20 protein-coding genes are annotated in these 20564 nt (G+C 70.2%); 9 read left to right on the top strand and 11 right to left on the bottom strand.

The features are described from left to right. The first annotated feature begins 33 nt into the window (after positions 1-33). Complete coding sequence (locus MTBUT4_RS14845) at positions 34-801, top strand: ABC transporter substrate-binding protein (RefSeq protein WP_173980474.1); 768 nt, start codon at positions 34-36, stop codon at positions 799-801. On the opposite strand, the gene MTBUT4_RS14840 is transcribed toward MTBUT4_RS14845, so the two are convergent. The 5 genes from MTBUT4_RS14840 to MTBUT4_RS14820 form a co-directional block, all read right to left on the bottom strand. Beyond that, complete coding sequence (locus MTBUT4_RS14840; protein WP_173980473.1) at positions 798-1871, bottom strand: HD-GYP domain-containing protein; 1074 nt, start codon at positions 1869-1871, stop codon at positions 798-800. The two genes, MTBUT4_RS14845 and MTBUT4_RS14840, sit on opposite strands and share 4 nt — an antisense overlap. Positions 1872-1879: 8 nt before the next feature. Continuing rightward, positions 1880-4684 (bottom strand): response regulator, encoded by a 2805-nt coding sequence (locus MTBUT4_RS14835; RefSeq protein WP_173980472.1) that lies wholly within the window; start codon positions 4682-4684, stop codon positions 1880-1882. 1 nt (position 4685) lies between these two features. Then, positions 4686-5837, bottom strand: coding sequence for an FIST signal transduction protein (locus tag MTBUT4_RS14830; RefSeq protein WP_173980471.1), 1152 nt, complete (start codon positions 5835-5837; stop codon positions 4686-4688). Between the two features lie 116 nt (positions 5838-5953). Continuing rightward, positions 5954-6286, bottom strand: a complete 333-nt coding sequence (locus MTBUT4_RS14825; RefSeq protein WP_173980470.1) for a DUF2934 domain-containing protein — start codon at positions 6284-6286, stop codon at positions 5954-5956. A 14-nt stretch (positions 6287-6300) separates the two neighbouring features. Beyond that, a complete protein-coding gene (locus MTBUT4_RS14820) occupies positions 6301-6483 on the bottom strand; it encodes a hypothetical protein (protein ID WP_173980469.1) in 183 nt (60 codons plus the stop codon). A 213-nt stretch (positions 6484-6696) separates the two neighbouring features. On the opposite strand from MTBUT4_RS14820, the gene MTBUT4_RS14815 reads away from it, so the two are divergent. After that, positions 6697-7320 carry a response regulator transcription factor gene (locus tag MTBUT4_RS14815; RefSeq protein ID WP_173980468.1) on the top strand — a complete coding sequence of 208 codons (624 nt, stop codon included), beginning with the start codon at positions 6697-6699 and terminating at the stop codon, positions 7318-7320. Between the two features lie 4 nt (positions 7321-7324). Here the strand turns inward: MTBUT4_RS14815 and MTBUT4_RS14810 are convergent, their stop codons facing one another. Continuing rightward, the gene (locus MTBUT4_RS14810; RefSeq protein WP_173980467.1) at positions 7325-7954 is read right to left on the bottom strand and encodes a response regulator transcription factor; all 630 of its coding nucleotides are present in this window, start codon (positions 7952-7954) and stop codon (positions 7325-7327) included. Between the two features lie 169 nt (positions 7955-8123). Here MTBUT4_RS14810 and MTBUT4_RS14805 point away from each other — a divergent pair, with 169 nt between their 5' ends. After that, positions 8124-8510, top strand: coding sequence for a NifB/NifX family molybdenum-iron cluster-binding protein (locus MTBUT4_RS14805; RefSeq protein ID WP_173980466.1), 387 nt, complete (start codon positions 8124-8126; stop codon positions 8508-8510). 554 nt (positions 8511-9064) lie between these two features. Here MTBUT4_RS14805 and MTBUT4_RS19930 read toward each other — a convergent pair. Both MTBUT4_RS19930 and MTBUT4_RS14795 read right to left on the bottom strand, forming a co-directional pair. Continuing rightward, positions 9065-9601, bottom strand: coding sequence for an ArsR/SmtB family transcription factor (locus MTBUT4_RS19930; protein ID WP_371737978.1), 537 nt, complete (start codon positions 9599-9601; stop codon positions 9065-9067). Positions 9602-9655: 54 nt separating this feature from the next. After that, positions 9656-10570, bottom strand: a complete 915-nt coding sequence (locus tag MTBUT4_RS14795; RefSeq protein WP_173980465.1) for a hydrogen peroxide-inducible genes activator — start codon at positions 10568-10570, stop codon at positions 9656-9658. A gap of 111 nt (positions 10571-10681) precedes the next feature. Here MTBUT4_RS14795 and MTBUT4_RS14790 point away from each other — a divergent pair, with 111 nt between their 5' ends. The 3 genes from MTBUT4_RS14790 (at position 10682) to MTBUT4_RS14780 (ending at position 13104) form a co-directional block, all read left to right on the top strand. Beyond that, positions 10682-11098, top strand: coding sequence for a rubrerythrin family protein (locus MTBUT4_RS14790; RefSeq protein WP_173980464.1), 417 nt, complete (start codon positions 10682-10684; stop codon positions 11096-11098). A gap of 66 nt (positions 11099-11164) precedes the next feature. Beyond that, positions 11165-12505: a heterodisulfide reductase-related iron-sulfur binding cluster gene (locus tag MTBUT4_RS14785; protein ID WP_173980463.1), complete on the top strand. Its 1341-nt coding sequence runs from the start codon at positions 11165-11167 to the stop codon at positions 12503-12505. A gap of 11 nt (positions 12506-12516) precedes the next feature. Then, a complete protein-coding gene (locus MTBUT4_RS14780; protein WP_173980462.1) occupies positions 12517-13104 on the top strand; it encodes a DUF3501 family protein in 588 nt (195 codons plus the stop codon). A gap of 271 nt (positions 13105-13375) precedes the next feature. Here the strand turns inward: MTBUT4_RS14780 and MTBUT4_RS14775 are convergent, their stop codons facing one another. Beyond that, positions 13376-14602 carry a GAF domain-containing sensor histidine kinase gene (locus MTBUT4_RS14775; RefSeq protein WP_173980461.1) on the bottom strand — a complete coding sequence of 409 codons (1227 nt, stop codon included), beginning with the start codon at positions 14600-14602 and terminating at the stop codon, positions 13376-13378. Positions 14603-14850: 248 nt separating this feature from the next. On the opposite strand from MTBUT4_RS14775, the gene MTBUT4_RS14770 reads away from it, so the two are divergent. The 3 genes from MTBUT4_RS14770 to MTBUT4_RS14765 are packed head-to-tail and all read left to right on the top strand — an operon-like array spanning position 14851 to position 17139. Continuing rightward, positions 14851-15426 (top strand): iron transporter, encoded by a 576-nt coding sequence (locus tag MTBUT4_RS14770; RefSeq protein ID WP_173980460.1) that lies wholly within the window; start codon positions 14851-14853, stop codon positions 15424-15426. Between the two features lies 1 nt (position 15427). Then, complete coding sequence (locus tag MTBUT4_RS19605; RefSeq protein WP_254434877.1) at positions 15428-15817, top strand: hypothetical protein; 390 nt, start codon at positions 15428-15430, stop codon at positions 15815-15817. After that, the gene (locus MTBUT4_RS14765) at positions 15772-17139 is read left to right on the top strand and encodes a 4Fe-4S binding protein (protein WP_254434876.1); all 1368 of its coding nucleotides are present in this window, start codon (positions 15772-15774) and stop codon (positions 17137-17139) included. The genes MTBUT4_RS19605 and MTBUT4_RS14765 overlap by 46 nt, the downstream gene beginning before the upstream one ends. Positions 17140-17237: 98 nt before the next feature. Here the strand turns inward: MTBUT4_RS14765 and MTBUT4_RS14760 are convergent, their stop codons facing one another. Together MTBUT4_RS14760 and MTBUT4_RS19840 are read right to left on the bottom strand one after the other, a co-directional pair. After that, the gene (locus MTBUT4_RS14760) at positions 17238-19169 is read right to left on the bottom strand and encodes a glycosyltransferase (RefSeq protein WP_173980458.1); all 1932 of its coding nucleotides are present in this window, start codon (positions 19167-19169) and stop codon (positions 17238-17240) included. Beyond that, positions 19159-20412, bottom strand: a complete 1254-nt coding sequence (locus tag MTBUT4_RS19840) for an HlyD family efflux transporter periplasmic adaptor subunit (RefSeq protein ID WP_173980457.1) — start codon at positions 20410-20412, stop codon at positions 19159-19161. Before MTBUT4_RS19840 ends, MTBUT4_RS14760 begins: the two co-directional genes overlap by 11 nt. Positions 20413-20564: the final 152 nt, after the last annotated feature.

Raw genomic sequence — 20564 nt, 5'->3', positions numbered from 1 at the left:
GTATGGCAATCCCCCCCTGTGCACGAGGACCGCATGCGACGCCTGCTCATGATCCTCGGCCTGATGGCGACGCTGGCGGTCCCGGCGCGGGCCGAAACCACCCTGGTGCTGGCCGCCGACCCCTGGTGCCCGCACACCTGCGAGCCGGATTCGCCGCAGCCCGGCTACATGATCGAGCTTGCCCGCAAGGCCTTCGCGCTGCGCGGCGTGCGCGTCGTCTACAAATCGATGCCGTGGTCGCGGGCCATGGCCGACGTGCGCGCCGGGCGCATCGACGGCGCCGTCGGCGCCCTGGCCGGCGAAGCCGATGGGCTGATCCTGCATCGCCACGCGTTGGGCAAGCAGGTCAACGCCTTCGCCACCCGTCCCGACGAGTCCTGGAGCTTCGCCGGCCTGGACAGCTTGCGCGGCCGCGTGGTCGGCATCACCCAGGATTACAGCTATTCGCCCGAGATCGATTCCTGGCTGGCGGGCGGCCATACCCAGGTCCAGCCCCTGGCCGGCGAGAACGCGCTGGGCCGCAACCTGCGCAAGCTGGCAGCCCGGCGCGTCGACGTGGTGGTCGAGGACGAGGCGGTGCTGCGCCACACCCAGCGCCACTCCAACGGCGGCGTCCAGGTGCGCATCGCCGGGCGCATGGCCGGCGGCGACCTGTTCGTCGCCTTCACGCCCAAGCCCGAGCGCCGTGGCGCCGACTATGCCGAAATGCTGGATCAAGGACTCAAAGACCTCCGCACCTCCGGGGAGTTCCAGCGCGTTCTGGCCGAATACGGCCTGCCCGACTGGAACGGCCAGCGCTAAACCATTCCGGCAAGACCCGCATCCTCGGGCAACTCGGGATCGGCGAACCGCTCCCTGATCGCCAGCACCTCGCTCCAGGCGCCGAAGAAGGCGTCGATGCAGGCCGGCTCGAAATGGGTTCCGGAATTCTCGGCCAGCAGATCGCGGGCGCGCTCCACCGCCCACGACCGCTTGTAGGGGCGGTCGCTGGTCAGCGCGTCGAAGACGTCGGCGACGGCGACGATGCGGCCGGGCAGCGCGATGGCCTCGCCTTTGAGGCCGTGGGGATAGCCCAGCCCGTCCCAGCGCTCGTGGTGCGACAGGGCGATCTCGGCGCCCAGTTGGATCAGCTGCGAGGTCGAGCCGGACAGGATGGCATGGCCGATGACCGGATGGCGCTTCATCACCACCAGCTCCTCCTCGTCGAGCCGGCCGGGCTTCAGCAGGATGCCGTCGGGCGTGCCCAGCTTGCCGATGTCGTGCATGGGCGCCGCCTTCAGGATCAGCTCGCAGGTGTCCTTGGGCAGATTCAAGTTGCGGGCGATCAGCAGCGAATAATGGGCCATGCGGTGGATGTGGCCGCCGGTCTCGGGATCGCGGAATTCGGCCGCCCGGGCCAGGCGGACGATCAGCTCCTCCTCGCGCTCCAGGAGGGCACCGGTGGCCTTGGCCACCTCGTCGGCCAGCCAGCGGTTCTGGTTCTTGAGCTTGAGGTGGGACTTCCGCAGCGCCAGCAGGTTGTTGAGGCGCACCCGCACCTCGCTGGGATCGACCGGCTTGGCCAGGAAGTCGGTGACCCCCAGTTCCAGGGCCTTCTGGCGCACCGAACGCTCGGCGGCGGCGGTGACCATGACGATGGGAACGTCGCGGCCGCCCGGCATGGCGCGCACGCGGGCGACGTATTCATGCCCGTCCATGTTCGGCATCATGTAGTCGACCAGGACCAGATCCGGCATCTCCGCCTCGCAGGCGGCGATTCCGGCCAGCGGATCGGCGTGGCATGCGACCTCGACCTCGGGTCCCAGCCGCCGCGCAATCTGCTCGAACAGCATCAAGTTGGTTTCGTTGTCATCGACGATCTGCAGCAGCATCGCGGCACCTAGGGACAGGCGATCTCGGGGAAGGACAGGCGGGTGGCCGACACCACGGCCGGATAATACTTCTCGAGGTCGGCCTCGCCGGCCTTGGCGGCGGCCTCCATGGCCCCGGTGGCTCGGGCCAGGCGCAGATAGCCGAGATTGGCCGCCGCCCCCTTCAGCGAATGGGCAGCGGCGGCGACGGCGGCGGCATTTCCGGCGTCGAGGGCGACCCGGATGTCGCGCAGGCGGTTGGGCAGCGAGGTCTGGAACGACGCCACCAGCGCGGCGAAGGACTCCTCGCCCAGGGTGTCGGCCAGGTCCGCCTGGGCCTCGGCATCCACCAGGGGGCCGTCGGCCTCGCCGCCATCGGCGACGGCATCGTGATCGATGCAAGGAGCTGCGGCGGCAGGTCCCGTTTCCTCGGCGATTGTGGACGGCGCGACATCCCGGTCCTGGCGGCCGGCCAGCAGGGATTCGGCCCAGCGGTCGAGGACCGAGCGCAGGCGGTGGCGGTCGATGGGCTTGGCGATGTAGTCGTCCATGCCCGCCTCGAGGCAGATCTCGCGGTCGCCGGTCATGGCGTTGGCGGTCATGGCGATGATCACCACCTTGGCCTTGTCGCCCGGCAGCGCGCGGATCATGCGGGTGGCGGCCAGGCCGTCCATGTGGGGCATCTGCATGTCCATCAGGACCAAGTCGTAATCGCCCTGCTCGACCAGCGACACCGCCTCGCCGCCATCGTCGGCGACGTCGGCGCGATGGCCCAGCTTGGCCAGCAGGCCGACCGCCACCTGCTGGTTGATGGCGTTGTCCTCGGCCACCAGCACCTTGAGTGACAACAGCGGCCCCTTCATCTCGTCGTCCTCGGGCCGGGTATGGACGGTGCGCTCGATGCCGCGCCCCAGCAGCAGCATCAGGTGGTCGAGCAAGGCGCTCTGGCGGATCGGCTTGACCAGGATCTGGTCGATGCGCAGCGCGGTGGTGAGCTCGCGCACCTGCGACAGGTCCTCGGAGGTGGCGAGCAGCAGGCGCAGCGCCGCCAGGTTGGGGTCGGCGCGCAGCACCGCGGCAAGGTCGAGGCCGCTCATGCCCGGCATCAGGTGGTCGAGCAGCACCACCTCGAAGGGCAGGCCGCGCATGGCCGCGCCGCGCACCGCCATCAGGCCGGCGGCGGCGGAATCGGCCAGTTCCACCGTCGCCCCCCAGCTTTCCAGCTGGTGCTGGAAGATTTCGCGGTTGGTGACGTTGTCGTCCACCACCAGGATGCGGGTGCCCAGCAGCGGGTTCTCCGGCAGATCGTCGGTGGGGGCCTCGGACGAACGGATCAGCGGCACCTCGAACCAGAAGGTGCTGCCCAGTCCCTCGCGGCTTTCGAAGCCGATGGTGCCGCCCAGCATGTCGACGATGCGCTTCGAGATGGCCAGGCCGAGCCCGCTGCCGCCGAAGCGCCGCGCCGTCGAGGCGTCGGCCTGCGAGAACATGCTGAACAGGCGTTCCCGGGCGGCATCGGGGATGCCGACGCCGGTGTCGGTGACCTTGACCCGGAGCGTCGCCCGATCGCCATCGACCGCCTTCAGCGAGACGATGATCGAAACCGCCCCCTTCTCGGTGAACTTCACCGCATTGCCGGCCAGGTTCAGCAGCACCTGGCGCAGCCGTCCGGGATCGCCGCGGAACACGCCGCGGGCCTCCTGCGGGATCAGATAGGACAGGTCGATGCTGCGGCCCTTGAGGCGCGGCCCCAGGATATCGACCACCCCTTCCACCAGCGGCCGGATCTCGAAGGCGGTTTCCTCGAACTCCAGCTTGCCCGCCTCCATCTTCGAGAAATCGAGGATGTCGTTGATGATGGACAGCAGCGCCTCGGCCGAGGTGCGCACGGTGGTGGCGAAATGGCGCTGGTCGCGGGACAGCTCGGTGTCCAGCAGCAGGCTGGTCATGCCGATGATGCCGTTCATGGGCGTGCGGATCTCGTGGCTCATGGTGGCCAGGAAATCGCTTTTGGCGCGGCTGGCCGCCTCGGCCTTGCTCACCGCCTCCTTCAGCAGGTCCTCGATGCGGCGGCGGTCGGTGATGTCGGTGCGGATGCCGATATACTGGCGGCAGCGGCCCTGGTCGTCGCGGATCGGCACGATGGTCGCCGCCACCCAGTAGAGGCCGCCGCCCTTCTTGCGGTTGCAGATTTCGCCGTGCCAGACCCGGCCCGACGAAATGGTGTTCCACATGTCCTCGAAGAATTCCTTGGGATGGAGCCCGGAATTGACGATGCGGTGGTTGTGCCCGATCAGCTCATCGGCGCGGTACTCGCTGATTTCGCAGAACTTGTCGTTGGCGTAGACGATGTTGCCGGCCTGATCGGTGATGCTGACGATGGCGTGCTGGTCGAGGGCGAATTTCTGCTGCTCCAGCTCGCGCTGGAAGGTGCCGCGATCGCGCACCAGGGCGGCCATCAGGCCCGACAGCGCCTCGAGCCCGACATCCTCGCCGCCGATCGCCTGCTGGCCCATGGAGGTGAGGATTTCCGAGGCGGTGCGGCGCAGCGAATCGATGGCCCGCGCCTGCGCCTCGGCCTCGGCCCGCAGCTTGGCATTGGCCCGCCCCAGCTCATCCGAGCTGAGCTCGAGGCTGCGCTGGCGCAAGGTGAGGTCGCGCTCGTGCTGTTCGTAGGTGTCGCCGACGCGCTTCAGCAGGTCCGGCAGCGCCGCCACCACCGTCGGCAGGGCGGCGGGGTCGCCGCCCTGGAGGCCGGCCAGGACTCTCTCGACCTCATCCTCGGACTCGACTCCGAGGGCCCTTCGCAGCTGCCGCAGCAGCAGACGATGCATGTCAGGTCTCGCCGATGAAGGTGACGGTCATGGTCTGGTTGTGCAGCTTGCAGTCGGTGGTGGTCGAGAACGGGGCGATCTCGCCATACGAATAGAATCCGGTCAGGGTCGCCGACTTGCCCAGCACCGCCGCCACCGCCTCGATCTCCTCGTCGACGGCGTCGCCCATCACCAGCTTGCGGCCGACGCACGACACCAGCACGCCCAGCCCGTCGCCGACCGTCCCGCCCAGGGTGTCGGCGATGCGCCGCGCCGCGGTCTCGGCGCCGTCCACCAGCTTGTCGGTGCTGGCATGCATCAGACGCAGATGGCCGTCGGGATCGATGTCGCCGGCCAGCACCAGGCTGCCGGTCTGCTCGTCGATGCCCAGGATGGTGCGGATCAGGCCCACCGAGGCGTGGCTCTCGTCCAGCATCTCGAACGGGAACAGCAGGCCCGAGGCCGGCAGGTCCTTGGCGTATTCGCCCAGGTATTCGCGGTAGATGTTGAGCGCCGGCAGCCCGTCCAGCTCGTGCAGGATATTGCCGCTGCAGCGGGTGACCTTGCGCGCCGGCCCGAACGGAACCCAGCCGCCGAAGCTGCCGTGGCCGATGCGCAGCCCGGCCCCGTACAGGCCGATGCCCACCACCGCGTCGGCCTGGATGCCGGAGGGGGTCACCGTCAGCGTCCGCTTGAACGCCCCGCCGTCGCCGGCCAGGCCGCCGGAGACCGGCACGGCGGCGCCGACCTCGGCGATCACGCCCTCGATCAGGCTGCTGCCGTTGACGTCGAGGCCCTTGCCGAACAGCAGGATGGCGGCCAGCCGTTCTCCGCCCGGCCCGTCGCCCTTCAGCGCGGCGCCGATGGCGCGACCGGCCGCCTCGGAGCGGTCCATGGCCGGCACCGCCGCCTCGGCCACCCGGTGGCGCACCCCGTCGAAGCGGATGGCGGTCAGCACCAGGGTATCGTCGGATACGCCCCGCGCGGTGATTTCGCCGGCGGTGCTGCAGCCGGCCAGATCGGCGCCGGGAAACGCCCCGGTCAGCCGCGTGAACATTCCCTCGGCGCCGAGCATGCCGACCGACCCGAAGGCCAGCACCAGCTGCGGCTGCAGCGCCGCCAGCGGCGCGATGTCGGCCGCGTCGCCCTTCCATGAAGCCTGCGCGATTTTCATCCTGCGGTCCCCTTCCCGGCCACTGTCCGTGTCACGGACAGAATGCCCTCACCCCTTCGCCGTTTCTACGACAAAAGGGGTAAACAGGGTTTCCGCTACATATGAACAGGATGTGACTAAAGTTTGCGTTCCGCCCGCCGCGCCGTTCGCCGGCGGCGCGGGTATTGCTGTTCCTCGTCCTGGTCGGCCAGGCCGGGGAAGGCGCCCTGGTTCTCCACCGCCTCGATGGGTTCCACCGGCTGGTCGCGGGGGGCTTCCTCGCGCTCGGCGGCCGGGTTGGGCTCGGTGGCGGCCGGCACCCCGGCCTCCATGGCCAACTCGGAGCGGGCCATCTGCCAATGGTCGAGGGCGCGGCCCTCGGGGCAGCCTTCACGTTCCCAGATGTGACGGGCGCGGGCGCGGATGGCGTCCTCGGAAAATTCGTCCGTGGCGGCAGGCTTGCGCGGCATCGAAGGGCTCCCCGTCAAAGGTTGCACAATGCGTCGAGTTCGGCCATGGCGCGGCGGCGGCCCTCCTCGTCCATGCGGCGCGGCTGCTCGGAATTGGGGTCGAAGAACAGCGGCTCGCCCGGTTGCGGCGGCCGGCCGAAGCGGCGTTCGAACAAGTCGCGGCGCAATTCCAGGACGCCGATGAGTTCAAGGCACATGGGTGGCGCCCTGCGCCGCCGCTTTTCTGCCGCCATGACAAATCCTCCCGTATTTTTTCCCGCACCATAACGAAAGGATGTTTTTGCGGCGACCGGCCGGAGGTTGGATTTCCTTTGGATAGAGGGCCTTATACGGAAGCGGAAGACACGCCCCTCCGCCTTGCGCACCCATTCCGAATCAAGTAGGTCTTCAGCCCGGGGGAGGGAACGTTCATGCGCATCGTGATAGCCGACGACCACGCCATGGTCAGGGAGGGGTTGAGGCCGTTCGTGGAGAACGTCGCACCCGAGACCACCGTGTTCGAGGCGGCAAGCTTCGAGGATGCGCTGGCGGCGGTCCATGCCCACCGGCCGGTGAACATGGTCATCCTGGATTTGCGCATGCCGGGAATGAACGGCTTCGAGGGCCTGACCGACATGCGCCGCGTCCACCCTCATACCCGCTGCGTCATTCTCTCCGCCTTCGCCGATCCCGAGCACGTCTTCGAAGCCATGAACCGCGGCGCCGACGGCTTCATCCCCAAGCACCTGTCCGGGGCGGCCATGACGTCGGCCCTGCGGCTGGTGGCGTCGGGCGAACGCTTCATGCCGTCCTCGGCGCTGAACGGCACCGCCCCGCGGCGGAGCGCCGGCGACATCACCACGCGCCTGACCCGGCGCGAACAGGACATCGTCCGCCTGCTGCGCGAAGGCCTGCCCAACAAGGTCATCGCCGCCCGCCTGGACGTCAGCGAGGTGACGGTGAAATCCCACCTGGGCAACGTCTTCCGCAAGCTGGGCGTGCATAACCGCCTGCAGGCCATGCGCATGCTGATGGACAACGGCTGGACGACGTGAGGACCTACTCGATCAGCCCGCGGCGGATGGCGTAGGCGGCCAGTTCCGCCGAATTGTGCAGATCCAGCTTCTGCATGATCTTGGTCCGGTGGGTCTCCACCGTCTTGATGGCGATGGACAGCAGCTCGGCGATCTCGCGGTTCTTCTGGCCTTGCGCGATCAGCCGCAGCACCTCGCGCTCGCGCGCGGTCAGCGACGGGCTGGGCGGCTCGGCGGTTTCGAGGAATTCGCGCACCTGCGCCTCGTCCAGGCCCGGGCCGAGATAGGTGCGTCCCGCCCGCACCGCATGGATGGCCGCCATCAGCTGCTCGTGCCCCAGCTTCTTCAGGGCGTAGCCGTCGGCGCCGGCGCGCAGCGCCTCGGCGACGCGGCGCTCGCAATTGGCGACGGTGAGGATGAGCACGCGGACCTGCGGCACCGCGCGCTTGATCCGCCGCGTCGCCTCGACGCCGTCGAGGGCCGGCATGGACAGGTCCATCAGCACGATGTCCGGCCTCAGCGCGCGCGCGGCGGCGACCGCGGCCTCGCCGTCCTCGGCCTCGCCCACGATCTCCACGTCTTCGGCCTTGAGCAAGGCGGCGAGCCCTTGGCGAACGAGCTGCTGATCCTCAGCGATCAGGATCCGGATGGGCAAGAATCGACCTCCCTCGAACCTTAGCGGTTGAGACGTTGATTGGGGGGCCGGGGGTACCATGCACCAAATCCGGTAAAGAATCGAGAGGGTAAGCGGCGCCCGCCCCTTGCCGCCGGAGGGAACTGCACAGATAATCGGCGAAGCTCGAGACGTGCGGAGATTTTCATCAATGCGGGTGGCGGTCGCCAGTTCCGATTTCGCTTCGGTCACCGGCCATGCCGGTCGGGCGCGGCGCTTCCTGGTCTACACCATCGACACGGCGGGCACGCTGTCCGCCCCCGAACGGGTGGAACTGCCCCCCGAGATGGTGTTCCACCATTTCCAGGACGACCGCCCGCATCCGCTGGACGGCATCGCCGCGCTGATCACCCTGTCGGCCGGCGAGGGCTTCGTCAAGCACATGGCGGCGCGTGGCGTGGAGGCGGTGCAGACCGCCGAGACCGACCCCGCCAAGGCGGTGCGCGACCATCTCGGCCACCACCTCGCCCCGCCCCGCCCGCGCCCCATCGGCGCCCTGCTGTGCAAGGTCTTCGACCTGTTCAGCAAGCACAAGTGAGGGGAAGCGAAATTCTCGCTATTGATCCGTGTCGCCATGGAGGACTGCCAATGAGTCAACCGGACGCCAGTGGGTCAAATCCACGGCTGGCCAGTGTGGACAACCGCAGATCAGGCCCACGGCTGTCCGGTTTAAATTTCGGCTGGCAATTGCCCCCCTCGCCCGCTTGCGGGAGAGGGGGGGCGAGCGCCAGCGAGCCGGGGTGAGGGCGGCGCGTGTCCACGCGTCCAAGACCTGGAGAAACCAGCGCTTTCGCTGTCGCGAAGCGCACCTGGCGGCGCGCACCCTCTCCCTCCCGTCGCTGTCGCGACGGGCCCCTCCCTCTCCCGCAAGCGGGCGAGGGTAATCCTGTCTACTTCGGCCAGCGTCACCCTGGACGCAGCCGTCACCAAGGGCTCCAGAAGGCAATCCGAAATTTAAACCGGACAGCCGTGGATCAGGCCCGGCCATGACGACAGGACTTGGGAATGGCGAGGCAATTTTTGTTTAAGCTGGCGCCTCGCGGACAGGCTCGATCAGCTTAGGGGCTACGTCGCGCGGGGCCGAGCCGACCCTCACCCCTTGGCCAGCACCTCGTCGCAGGCGTCGCACAGCGACGCCACCAATCCGGCCACCGCCGGCCCGGCCAGGGAATAGAAGACGCGCTGGCGCTGGCGCCGGGTGCGGACCAGGCCGAGATCGCGCAGGCGCGCCAGATGCTGCGACAGCGCCGACTGGGTGATGCCGACCCGGGCGACCAGGGTACCGACCGAGCTTTCGCCGTTGGCGAGGTGGCACAGGATGGTGTAGCGCCACGGATTGCCCAGCGCCTTCAGGATGGCGGCAACGCCGGACAGGCGGCCGGGATCGGCGGCGGGCACCGGGGGGCGGTCCGGCGCGGCGGTGGCGCCGAACCGGGCCAGGATGTCGGCCAGGGTCTGGCGCGACAGGCCGAGGCCTTCCTCGTAGACGGTGTCCATCAGGTCGTCCACCGCCGGCACCGGGCCGCGGTCGAGCAGCAGCCTCGCCACCAGGATGTGCTCCCGCGTCGGCGGCAGCCCGGCACGGCGGACGCTGTCGACGGCTCGTCCGTAATTGTCCTGGGCACCCATGCGAACCTCCATTGCTGCGCTGTCGCTGCAATTAAGAGTGATTCGCATATTATGTCAAGGGGAGAGTGCCCCCCCTTTATTCCCCAGCGCCTTTTCGCACAGCTCCGCCAAGTCCCGGAACAGCCCCTTTCGCCCCGAGCTGGGCCGCCACACCAGGCCGATACGCCGCGCCGGGACCTCGGGCGGCAGTGGCCGGTAGACCACGTCGAGGCCGGCCAGCATGGGGCTGTCGCGGGCCATGTCGGGAACCACCGTCACCCCCAGCCCGTCGGCGACCATTTGCAGCAGGGTGTAGAGGCTGGTGCCCTGGATGCCCTCGGCCGGCTCGCCCAAGGCGCAGGCATCGAGCACGTGCTCGCGCAGGCAATGGCCGTCCTCCAGCAGCAGCAGCCGCTCGGCGGCGATGTCGGCGGGAGTGACGGAATCCTTCGCCGCCAACGGATGGCCGGGCGGCAGCGCGACCCAGAACGGATCGGCCACGAATAGCCGGGTCTCGGTGCCGGGGCAGTCGTAGGGAAAGGCCAGCACCACCGCATCCAGGTCGCCGGCCGCCAGCCGCTCCAGCAGCCGCGCGCTGTGGTCCTCGCGCAGCACCAGCTTGAGCCGCGGATGGGCCGGACGGATGGCGGCCAGCAATTGCGGCAGCAGGAACGGCCCGATGGTGGGAATCAGCCCCAGCCGGACGGGGGCGAAGGATTCATCCGCATGGGCGGCGGCGGCTTCGACGAAGCCCTCGGTCTCGGCCAGGATGCGCCGCGCCCGCTCGGCCAGATCCAGCGCCGCCGGGGTGGCGATGACCCGGCGGTGGCCGCGCTCGAACAGCTGGAACCCCACCAATCCCTCGAGATCCTGGATGCCGCCGCTCAGCGTCGACTGGGTGACGTGGCATTGCTCGGCGGCGCGGCTGAAGTTCCGGGTCTCGCACAGGGTGACCAGGTAGCGCAGCTGGCGCAGGGTGGGCACGGCCATGTATCGGCTCCGCCGTTGAAAACCATCGAAACATCCCGTTGGAAACGATAGCCGAGAGCCGTCTACGATCCTAGGGCCTTGCATTGGGGCAGCTTCAAGAGGAGGACCGTCATGGCCGGATTGAAGGGTTCCAGAACCGAAGAGAATCTCAAGGCGGCGTTCGCCGGCGAATCGCAGGCCAACCGCCGCTATCTGTATTTCGCCCAGAAGGCCGACGTCGAAGGCCTTCCCGACGTGGCGGCAGTATTCCGCTCCACCGCCGAAGGGGAGACCGGACACGCCCACGGCCACCTCGAATACCTCGAGGAATGCGGCGACCCCGCCAGCGGCCTGCCCATCGGCGCCACCAAGGAGAACCTTGCGGCGTCCATCGCCGGCGAGACCCACGAATACACCGACATGTATCCCGGCATGGCCAAGACCGCCCGCGACGAAGGCTTCGACGAGATCGCCGACTGGTTCGAAACCCTGGCGCGGGCCGAGAAGTCCCATGCCGGCCGGTTCCAGCGGGCGCTGGGCGAGCTCTAGGTTCCCTTCCTCGTCATCCCCCGGGGCGATCCCGGGGGGGACGAGGACCAGCAGGGGTCTTTGGCCATGCGTGAAGGAAGCCTCGACGCCCCGACCCGCCATCCGGTGGACTGGCGCAATCCCGATTTCCTCGACCCCGTGAAGCTCGATGCCGAGATGCGCCGGGTGTTCGAGATCTGCCACGGCTGCCGCCGCTGCTTCAACCTGTGCGAAAGCTTTCCCCGCCTGTTCGACATGATCGACGCGGCGGGCGACGCCGAGCTGGCCGGCGTCAAGTCCGAGCGCTTCGCCGAGGTCACCGACGCCTGCACCCTGTGCGACATGTGCTTCATGACCAAGTGCCCCTATGTGCCGCCGCACCAGTTCAACCTGGATGTGCCGCACCTGATCCTGCGCTACCGGGCCTACCAGGCGAAGCGGGGCGAGGTCGGGCTGGTCGATCGCCAGCTCACCGAGACCGACCGCAACGGCCGGCTGGGCTGCGGCGTGGCCTCGGGCGTCGCCAATTGGGCGACGCGGCGGGGCAATTCCCTGACCCGGCCGCTGATGCAGGCGGTAGCCGGCATCCACAAGGAGGCCGCGCTGCCCGAATACGCCCGCCGCACCCTGGTCGAGCAGGCGGCGGCCGAGCCGCCCGAGGTGAACAAGGCGGCCCCGGCGCACGGGCGCAAGGCGGTGCTCTACGCCACCTGCTTCGCCAATTACAACAATCCGGCCATCGGCATGGCGGCGCGCGCCGTGCTCGCCCGCAACGGCGTCGAGACCGAGCTGGTCTATCCCGAATGCTGCGGCATGCCGCAACTGGAGCACGGCGACTTCGCCCGCGTCGCCGACAAGGCCAAGGCGGTGGCGGCGGCGCTGGTTCCGTGGATCGACAAGGGCTACGACGTGGTCGCCCTGGTGCCGTCCTGCGCCCTGATGCTGAAATTCGAATGGCCGCTGATCGTGCCCGGCGACGAGGTTGTGGCGAAGCTGGCCCGGGCCACCTTCGACATTCCGGAATACGTCATGGACATGGCGGCGCGCGAGGGCCTGGCCGAGGGATTGAAACCGCTGGAGGGGCCGGTCACCATCCACCTCGCCTGCCACGCCCGGGCCCAGAACATGGGGCGCAAGGCGGCGCAGATGCTGGGGCTGATCCCCGACACCAAGGTCGAGGTGATCGAGCGCTGCTCCGGCCATGGCGGCTCGTGGGGGATCAAGCGCGAGTGGTTCGACATCGGCCTCAAGGTCGGCAAGCCGGTGGCCCGCCAGGCGGCCAAGCTGGGCTCGCCCTACGTGGTCTCGGAATGCCCGCTGGCCCGCGAGCACATCCTCCAGGGCATGGCGGGGGAGCAGGCGGACACCTCGGCCATCCGGGCCTTCCAGCACCCGATCCAGCTTCTCGCCCACGCCTACGGTCTGTAAGGGAGGCGGACATGACCAGCAAACGCAGCATCGACCGCGCCGACATCCTCGACGTCGCCGCCTACCGCTCCCAGCGCAAGCAGCGCCGGGCCGAGATGATGGCGGTGAAGGAGCGCCGGCGCATGGCGGTGGGGCCCAACGCCACCCTGTACTTCGAGAGCTACGCCACCATGCTCTACCAGATCCAGGAAATGCTGAACGCCGAGGGCGGCGGCCCGGCGCAGCTGGAGGACGAGATCGCCGCCTACGACCCGCTGGTGCCCAAGGGCGACGAGCTGGTCGCCACCTTCATGCTGGAATATCCCGATCCGGTCATGCGGGCGCGCGCCCTGGCCCGGCTGGGCGGCATCGAGGAGACGGTGAGCCTGGTGGTGGAGGGCGAAACGGTGCCGGCCGCGTGGGAGACCGAGGTCGATCGCACCACGGCCGAGGGCAAGACCTCGGCGCTGCACTTCCTGCATTTCCGCCTCGGCCCGGCCCTGGCCGACCGCTTCCGCCGCCCCGGCGCCCGGGTGATGGTGTCGGTCGCCCATCCCGCCTACGGCCACATGGCGGTGATGCCCGAGGCGACCCGGGCCGAACTGGCGGGGGATTTGTAGGGGCGGCATCGCTGCCGCCCGGCCCGGGTCCTGGCCGCTCAGATCAGTTGAAGGGTTGCGGCTCCGGGGTGGCGTCGGTCGATGGCGGCAGGGGCGGCACCTTGAAGAAGAAGCAATCGGCCTCGTCCTTGGTGGCGGGCCGGAGCGGGCTCGCTCCGAGGCTCGGAACTCCGCTCGCGCCGTGTCGAGACGACGCCTGACGGGGGCTTCCTTTCAATGATTCAAGCCTACAAAAGTCCGAATATACCCTTGAAGAATAACAAGAATATTCCTAGAGAGGCGCCAAAACGGATTGTGAATCGGTGGGCAGGGCCAACCGCACCCGGGTGCCCTCGCCCGGCGTGCTGACGATGGAGAAGGTGCCGCCCTGGGCCTCGGTCATGGCCTTGGCCAGGGGCAGGCCGAGGCCGGTTCCCCGCTGCGCCACGCCCGGGCGCGCCTGGCCGTAGGGCTCCAGCACGCGCGGCAGGTCGGCGGGCGCGATGCCGATTCCGGTATCGGCCACCTCGACCACCACCACCGCGCCGTCGCGGGAAGCCGAAACCGTCACCCGCCCGCCGGCCGGCGTGAACTTCACCGCGTTGTCGAGCAGGTTGGCCAGCACCTGGGTGAGCCGGCGCCCATCGGCCAGGACCGGCGCCAAGCCCTCGGCAAGGCGCGTTTCGAAGGTGATGCCGGCCTGTTCGACGCGCTGAACAACCAGACGCGACGCCGCCTCGACCGACGCCGCCAGCGGCACCGGACCCAGTTCGACGCTGAAGTGCCCGGCCTCCACCGCCGCCATGTCGAGCAGGTCGTCCACCTGCCACAACATCTGGCGGCCGACCGCGTCGATGGCCTCGGCCCATTGCCGGCGCTGGTCGGCATCGCCGGCCGGCTGCAGCAGCAGTTCCGAGTATCCCAGCACGGCATGCAGGGGCGAGCGCAGGTCATGGCTGACCGCCGCCAGCAATTGCGAGCGCAGAACGTTGACCCGCTCGGCCTCGGCCAGCGCGGCGGCGAGCTCGTGGGCGGTGCGCCGCAGCTCCAGCTCGTTCATCACGGTGGCGGCGAGCAGGACGAGATGGCGCCGCTGCGCCTCGCTCAGGCGGCGTGGCTTGAGGTCGTAGGCGCACAGCGTGCCCAGCGCATAGCCGTCGGGCGTGAGCAGCGGCGCGCCGACGTAATAGCGCACCCTTGGGCCGTCCACCACCAGCGGGCTGCACGCGAAGCGGGGATCGGCGGCGGCGTCCTCGATCTCCATCACCTCCTCGCCCATGATGGCATGGGCACAGAAGGCGATGGAGCGCGGCGTCTCGGTGGTTTCGGTGCCCAGGCGGGCCTTGAACCACTGGCGCTCGCGGTCGACCAGCGAAACGGTGACGATGGGGGTATCGAGCAGGTCGCGCAGCAGCGCGACGATGCCGTCGAACACCGCCTCGGGCGGCGTGTCGAGGATGGCGTAGCGCCGCAGCGCCGCCAGCCGGTTCTCGTCATCGGCCGGGATCGGGACCAACATCTCCGACGCCAAAGCCACCCCTCCACAGCCTGTCACATCCCGCTTCCAGCCTACACGAGCGTCGCCGGGGATCAACCCGGAGATGGGCGCCGGCCTGCATGGGTCCAATACCAATATGATAACGATTTGCATTTGCATATTCGGTTTGGGGCTGGTATCGCTTTCCTGGAACGACGTTCCGCAAGGCACGACCGGAAATACAACATGCGAACGCCTCTCGTTCGCATCCTCACCGAAGGGGACCACGAATGAAGAGCATCCTGTCCGCCGCGGCCATGGCCGCCCTGATCGCGATTCCGGCCCTGATCGCGATTCCGGCCCTGATCGCGATTCCGGCCCTGATCGCGATTCCGGCCCTGGCCGCCGAGCTGCCCATCGGCGAGCCGGTGGAAAAGAACGGCATGGAAATCGCCGGCGTCTACCTGCAGGCGGTGACCATGGAGCCGCACATGGCCCACCATGACCACGCCGACATCCACATCGAGGCCGACATCAAGGGCATCAAGGGCAACAACAACGGCTTCGGCGAAGGCGAGTGGATCCCCTACCTCGACGTCACCTACGTGCTGACCAAGCCGGGGACGTCGTGGAAGAAGGAAGGCAGGCTGGTGCCCATGGTGGCCTCGGACGGGCCGCATTACGGCGACAACGTCAAGATGGACGGCGCCGGCAAGTACCACGTCGCCTACCGCATCGCGCCGGCCGCCCACGGCTTCCTGCGCCACACCGACAAGGAGACCGGCGTCGGCAAGTGGTGGGCTCCCTTCACCGTCGAATGGGACTTCGCCTATGTCGGCAGCGCCGGCAAGAAGGGCGGGTATTAGGATGGTGCGCGCCGGCCAGGCCGACAAGGTCCGGGTGGTGTGGTACGGCGTCGCCTGGGCGCTGGCCTTCAGCGGGGCATCGGCCATGGCGGTGCTTTATTCCGCCATGCGCGTGCTGTCGTTCCGCCTGCCGCTGGGGCTGGTCTTCCCGGGCACCGCGGCGCTGCTGTTCTTCCTCGCCGTCAGCTTCGCCGGCAAGGGCATGCTGGAGCTGCAGGAGGGCCGCCTGGTTTCCATCACACCTCTTGACTGGATGCCGAGGGTCGAATGGCTGGGGTTGTTTCCCACGCTGGAGAGCGTGGCCGCACAGATGGTGCTGCTGCTGCCGATGGCTGCCGCGCTGGCGTGGCTGGCGCTGCGCCGCCGCAAGGCCGCCGCGTCGCGGTCCTGAGGCTCGAGGCCTTCTTCGTCCGCCATCGCCATCGGCTGGTCTGGCTGCAGGCCGCCATGGCGGTGGTGTTCCTGGCGGTCATCGCGCTGCCGGTCTTCCTGCCCGACCCGCCCGGCGACGCCACCCCGCTGAGCCATTGGACCAGCTTCGCCACTTACGCCCTGTGGGGGCTGTGGTTCCCGCTGGTGTTCCTGTCGGTGATCTTCACCGGGCGGTCGTGGTGCGGCCTGCTGTGCCCCATGGGGGCGGCGGCCGAATGGGCCAACAGATGGGGGCCGCGGCGGCCCATTCCCGGCTGGCTGCGCTGGGAGGGCACTCCCGTCGTCAGCTTCCTGGTGGTCACCGTCCTGGGCCAGACGGTCGGCGTGCGCGACCACCCCGAGGCGGCGCTGGAGGTGTTCGGCGGCACCATGCTGGCGGCGGTCGTGCTCGGGTTCCTCTATGGCCGGCGCAAGCGGGCGTGGTGCCGCCACGCCTGCCCCATCGGCCTGTTGCTGGGGGTGTTCTCGCGCATCGGCGCGGTGCAGTTCGCCCCCAAGCTGGCGCGCGCCGGCGGCGATTCCTGGACCGAGAAGGGAATCTGCCCGACCATGATCGACCTGCCGAGGAAGCAGGAAAGCCGCCACTGCATCCAGTGCTTCCGCTGCGTCAATCCCGAGGCCAGGGGTTCGGTCGAGCTGCGCCTGCGCCGCCCCGGCACCGAGATCGAGGACATCCGCGCCCACCATCCCAACCCGGTGGAGGTGTGGTTCCTGTTCCTGGGCACCGGCATCGCCCTGGGCGGCTTCCTGTGGCTGGTGCTGCCGCACTACCAGGACCTGCGCCAGGCCCTCGGCCTGTTCGCCATCGAGCACGACTGGGCCTGGCTGGGCCGGGCCGGCCCGTGGTGGCTGATGAGCGTGCATCCCGAGCGGCGCGAGGTCTTCCTGTGGCTCGACTTCACCCTCATCGTCGGCGTCATGGGGACGGTGATGGCGGCCCTGACCGCCGTGCTGGCGTCCCTGACCGCCGCCGCCGCCTTCATCGCCGGCCCCGGCTTGCGCACCCGCTTCGTCGAGCTGGGGTATCAGTACGCCCCGGTCGCCATGGTGTCGCTGGTGGTCGGCCTGGGCGGCATGCTGTTCCAGCCGCTGGGCGCCCATGCCGGCGCCGCCAAGGGCGCCCTCTTCGCCCTCGGGGTGGCGTGGAGCCTGTGGCTGGGCTGGCGCATCCTCGGCCGCCAGGCGGTGGCCCCGGCGCGGCGCCTGCTCGCCCTGCTCCCCGGCCTGGCCGGCACCCTGGCGGTGGCGGCGGCCTGGTGGCCGGCCATCTTCGGGCTGTAGCAGGCTGCGGAATTCCCATTCGGATCAGTAGCCTCATCCTGAGGAGCCGCCGCAGGCGGCGTCTCGAAGGGTGAGGCCCGAATGATTCGGATTCCGTATCACACCTCCGACAGCAGCCACCGCCGCGCCGCCCCGGTCAGGGCCCGAAGCGGCGCCAGCCGGGCCGGGGGCAGCGCCGCCGGGCCGGTGTAGAGCTTGCGGATCAGCGCGTCGCGGGCCTCGCCCAGGTCGCCGAAGGCCAGCATGACGCGGTCGTCGCTGCGGCGCACCACCCGCGCCGGCACCTCGCCCACCCCGGCCAGCGCCAGCGTCGCCGTGTCGCCGCCGCGCCAGCGCACATCGACGCAGGCGCCGCCGGGCGACAGGTCGACCAGCCGGCCGGGGATTCCGTCCAGCCCCACCGCCTCGGCCACCGGCATGCGCTCCTCGCGCCGGCGGCGGGGGATCTCGACGCAGACCAGCATGGCCAGGCACAGCAGCACCAGGGCATAGGCGCTCCAGCCCAGGTTGACCGCGTTGGCCCGCCCGGCCGCCAGCGGCGCGAGGTCGGGCAGCCGGGTGGCGGCCATGCCCAGGGCGATGGCGGCGACGCAGCCGCCCAGCCAGGCCAGCAGCCGCCCGTGCACCACACGCGGCCGCCGGCCGCCGCCCTTGGGCGTCACCGCGAAGCGCTGGCCGCGCGGCCGCAGCAGCCCCCTGGCCGCCGCCGCCACCGCCGCCGGCGCCACCACCAGCGGCGCCAGGCCCGAGAACACCGGCACCACCTTGCCCCGGCTGAGCCAGCCCAGCACCACCGCCTCGACGGCGAAGCGCGGCCCGAAATGGGCGATGAAGGCGCCCGGCTCGGCCAGGAAGGCCGGCACCCCGGTCCACCAGAACACCGCCGGGGCCAGCACCGCCAGCAGCATCAGCGGCACCCCGGCCAGCCAGAACAGCTGGGCGTTGAGGAAGCACAGACGGTGCGCCCAGCCGGCCCGGGCGCGCAGCGGCGACAGCGGCGAGCGCAGCGCCTGGACGGTGCCCAGGCACCAGCGCGCCCGCTGGGTGACGAAGGCGCCCAGGCCCTCGGGGGCCAGCCCGGCCGACAGCGGCTCGTCAAGATAGACCGTGCGGCCGCCTCGCGCCGCCAGGGCGTAGGTGGTCATCATGTCCTCGGTGACGGTGCAGGTGGGGATGCCGCCCGCCGCCACCAGGGCGTCGCGCCGCACCACGAACGAGGTGCCGCAGCAGAACGCCGCCCCCCAGGCGTCCAGGCTGGGCTGGAAGTCGTGGTAGAAGAAGCGCTGCTCGTCGGCCAGGGCGCCGCCGGCCAGCAGGTTGAGCTGGATCGGGTCGGGGTTGAAGAAGCTTTGCGGCGTCTGCACCAGCGCCACGCCGGCTTCGTCGAAGAACCCCATCACCCGCCGCAGCAGGCGCGGCTGCGCCACGAAATCGGCGTCGAGCACCAGGATGAACGGCGCCTCCGTGGCCCCGCTGGCCGCCAGCCAGGCGTTGAGGTTGCCGGCCTTGCCGTGGGCGTTGCCGTCGCGCGTCGCCCGGCGCACGCCCCTGGCGGTGCAGTATTCGGCCAGCCACGGGCGGTTTCCGTCGTCCAGCACCCACACCCGCACCTGCGGCCAGTCCAGCGCCAGCGCCCCCAGGATCGAGCGTTCCAGCACCTCGAAGGGCTCGTTGTAGCTGGCGATGACCACGTCCACCGGCGGCAGCACCGCCCGCGATGCCAGCCGCCGCTCGCCGGCATCGGCCTCGGCCCGGCGCGACGAGCGGCGCATCAGGAAGACGCAGGTGGCCATGGCGTTGAGCGTCGCCAGCGCCTCGACCACCGCCAGCAGCCACATCCACAGCGCCGCCGGGTCGAGGGACAGGTCGGGCAGCGTGGTGCCCAGCCGCCAGACCAGGTAGCGCGCCGTCGCCGCCACCGCCACCGCCAGCGCCGCCACCCGCACCGCGCCGCCGTCGCGGCGGGCATGGGGAAGCACCAGCAGCGCCAGCCCGAGCAGCGCCAGGGTGGGCGCGAGTTCAGGAAGCACGGCCGACCAGTCCCATGGCGGTGCCGGCGAGGGCATCGACCAGCGGCATCAGCGCCGGCAACTGGAAGGTCACCGCCGCCTGCTGCCCGACCCGGCACAGATTGTCCGGCCGCCCGGCCAGGCTGTCGTCCGCCACCGCCAGGGTCACCACCACCTCGCGCCCCTCGGCCGCCGCCGGGGTGACCGCCACCGCACCGACCGCCTGGGCGCCGCCGCCGGCCCGCACCGACTGCACCACCGCGGCAACCGGATGATCGATGCCCGACAGCCTGGCCTTGGCCCGGTCGCCCGCCTGCAGCTGGGCGAAATGCCGGCGCGGCAGCACCGCTGTGAGGAACAGGCGGCGGCAATCCACCACGCCCACCACCGGATCGCCGGGCCGCACCGTCTCGCCCTCGGCGGCGAAGCGGCTCCACACCACCCCGGCCACCGGGGCCGCCAGCTCGGCCAGGGCGAGCCGTTCGGCCTGGGCCTGCTCGGCGGCGAGCTGGCGTTCCAGCCCGGCCATCCGCACCTCGGCCTGGGCGGTATCGACGCGGCGGGCGGCGCGCTTGATCCGGACTTCGTCGCGCCGCTGATCGGCATACGGGGAATCGTCGCCGCCGCCGACGACGATGACGCCGCTTTGCACCGACCGCATCTCGCCGTCGAGACGCGCCAACTCGGCCCGCGCCTCCGCCACCGCCGCCGCGGCCTCGCGCGCCGCCGCCTGCGCCGCTTCGACCGCCGCCGGGGCGACCAGACCCTTGTCCGCCAGCGCCTGCTTGCGGCCCTGCTCGCCCGTCGCCCGCTCGCCCGCCGCCAGCGCCGCCGCCAGCCGCGCCCCGGCCTCGGCACGGCCGAGGCGCAGCCCGTCGCGGGCGGCGACGCGATAGGCGGTTCCCCGGGCCGCCAGTTCGGCGTCCAGGCGGGCCAGTTCGGCTTCCTCCTCGCGCAGCGCCTGGGCCAGCCGGCGGGCCGCCGCCAGCTCCAGCGCGAGGCCGTCGCGACGGGCGGTCTCGGGGCGCACCGCCTTGATGCGCGCCAGCACCCGGCCCTGCGCCACCCGCTCGCCCACCTCGGGATTGCCATCGGCCAGCAACTGGCCCTCGGCCGGTGCGCGCAGGGTGATGATCTCGGCGTTGACCACCGCGTCGGTGTCGATGGGATGGATCAGCCCCGGCACCAGCGCCCAGCCGGCCAGCACCAGCAATCCCGCCCCCAGCGCCATCCGCCCATATCGCCCCATGCCGATCACTCCCATTTGCCACAGCCGGGCCACCCTTGGCGGTCGCCGGTTAACGGGATGGTAACGCCATCCCCATGCGTGCGGCGCCGGGCCGGATGCGCCGAACGGCCATGGACATCGGGCGACGGAGGTATACACTTGCCGAGCCCCCCGAACCGTGACCCGTC

This window comes from Magnetospirillum sp. UT-4 (assembly GCF_902729435.1).
Taxonomy (GTDB): Bacteria; Pseudomonadota; Alphaproteobacteria; order Rhodospirillales; family Magnetospirillaceae; genus Magnetospirillum.
This window is presented reverse-complemented; position numbering and strand designations above follow the sequence as displayed.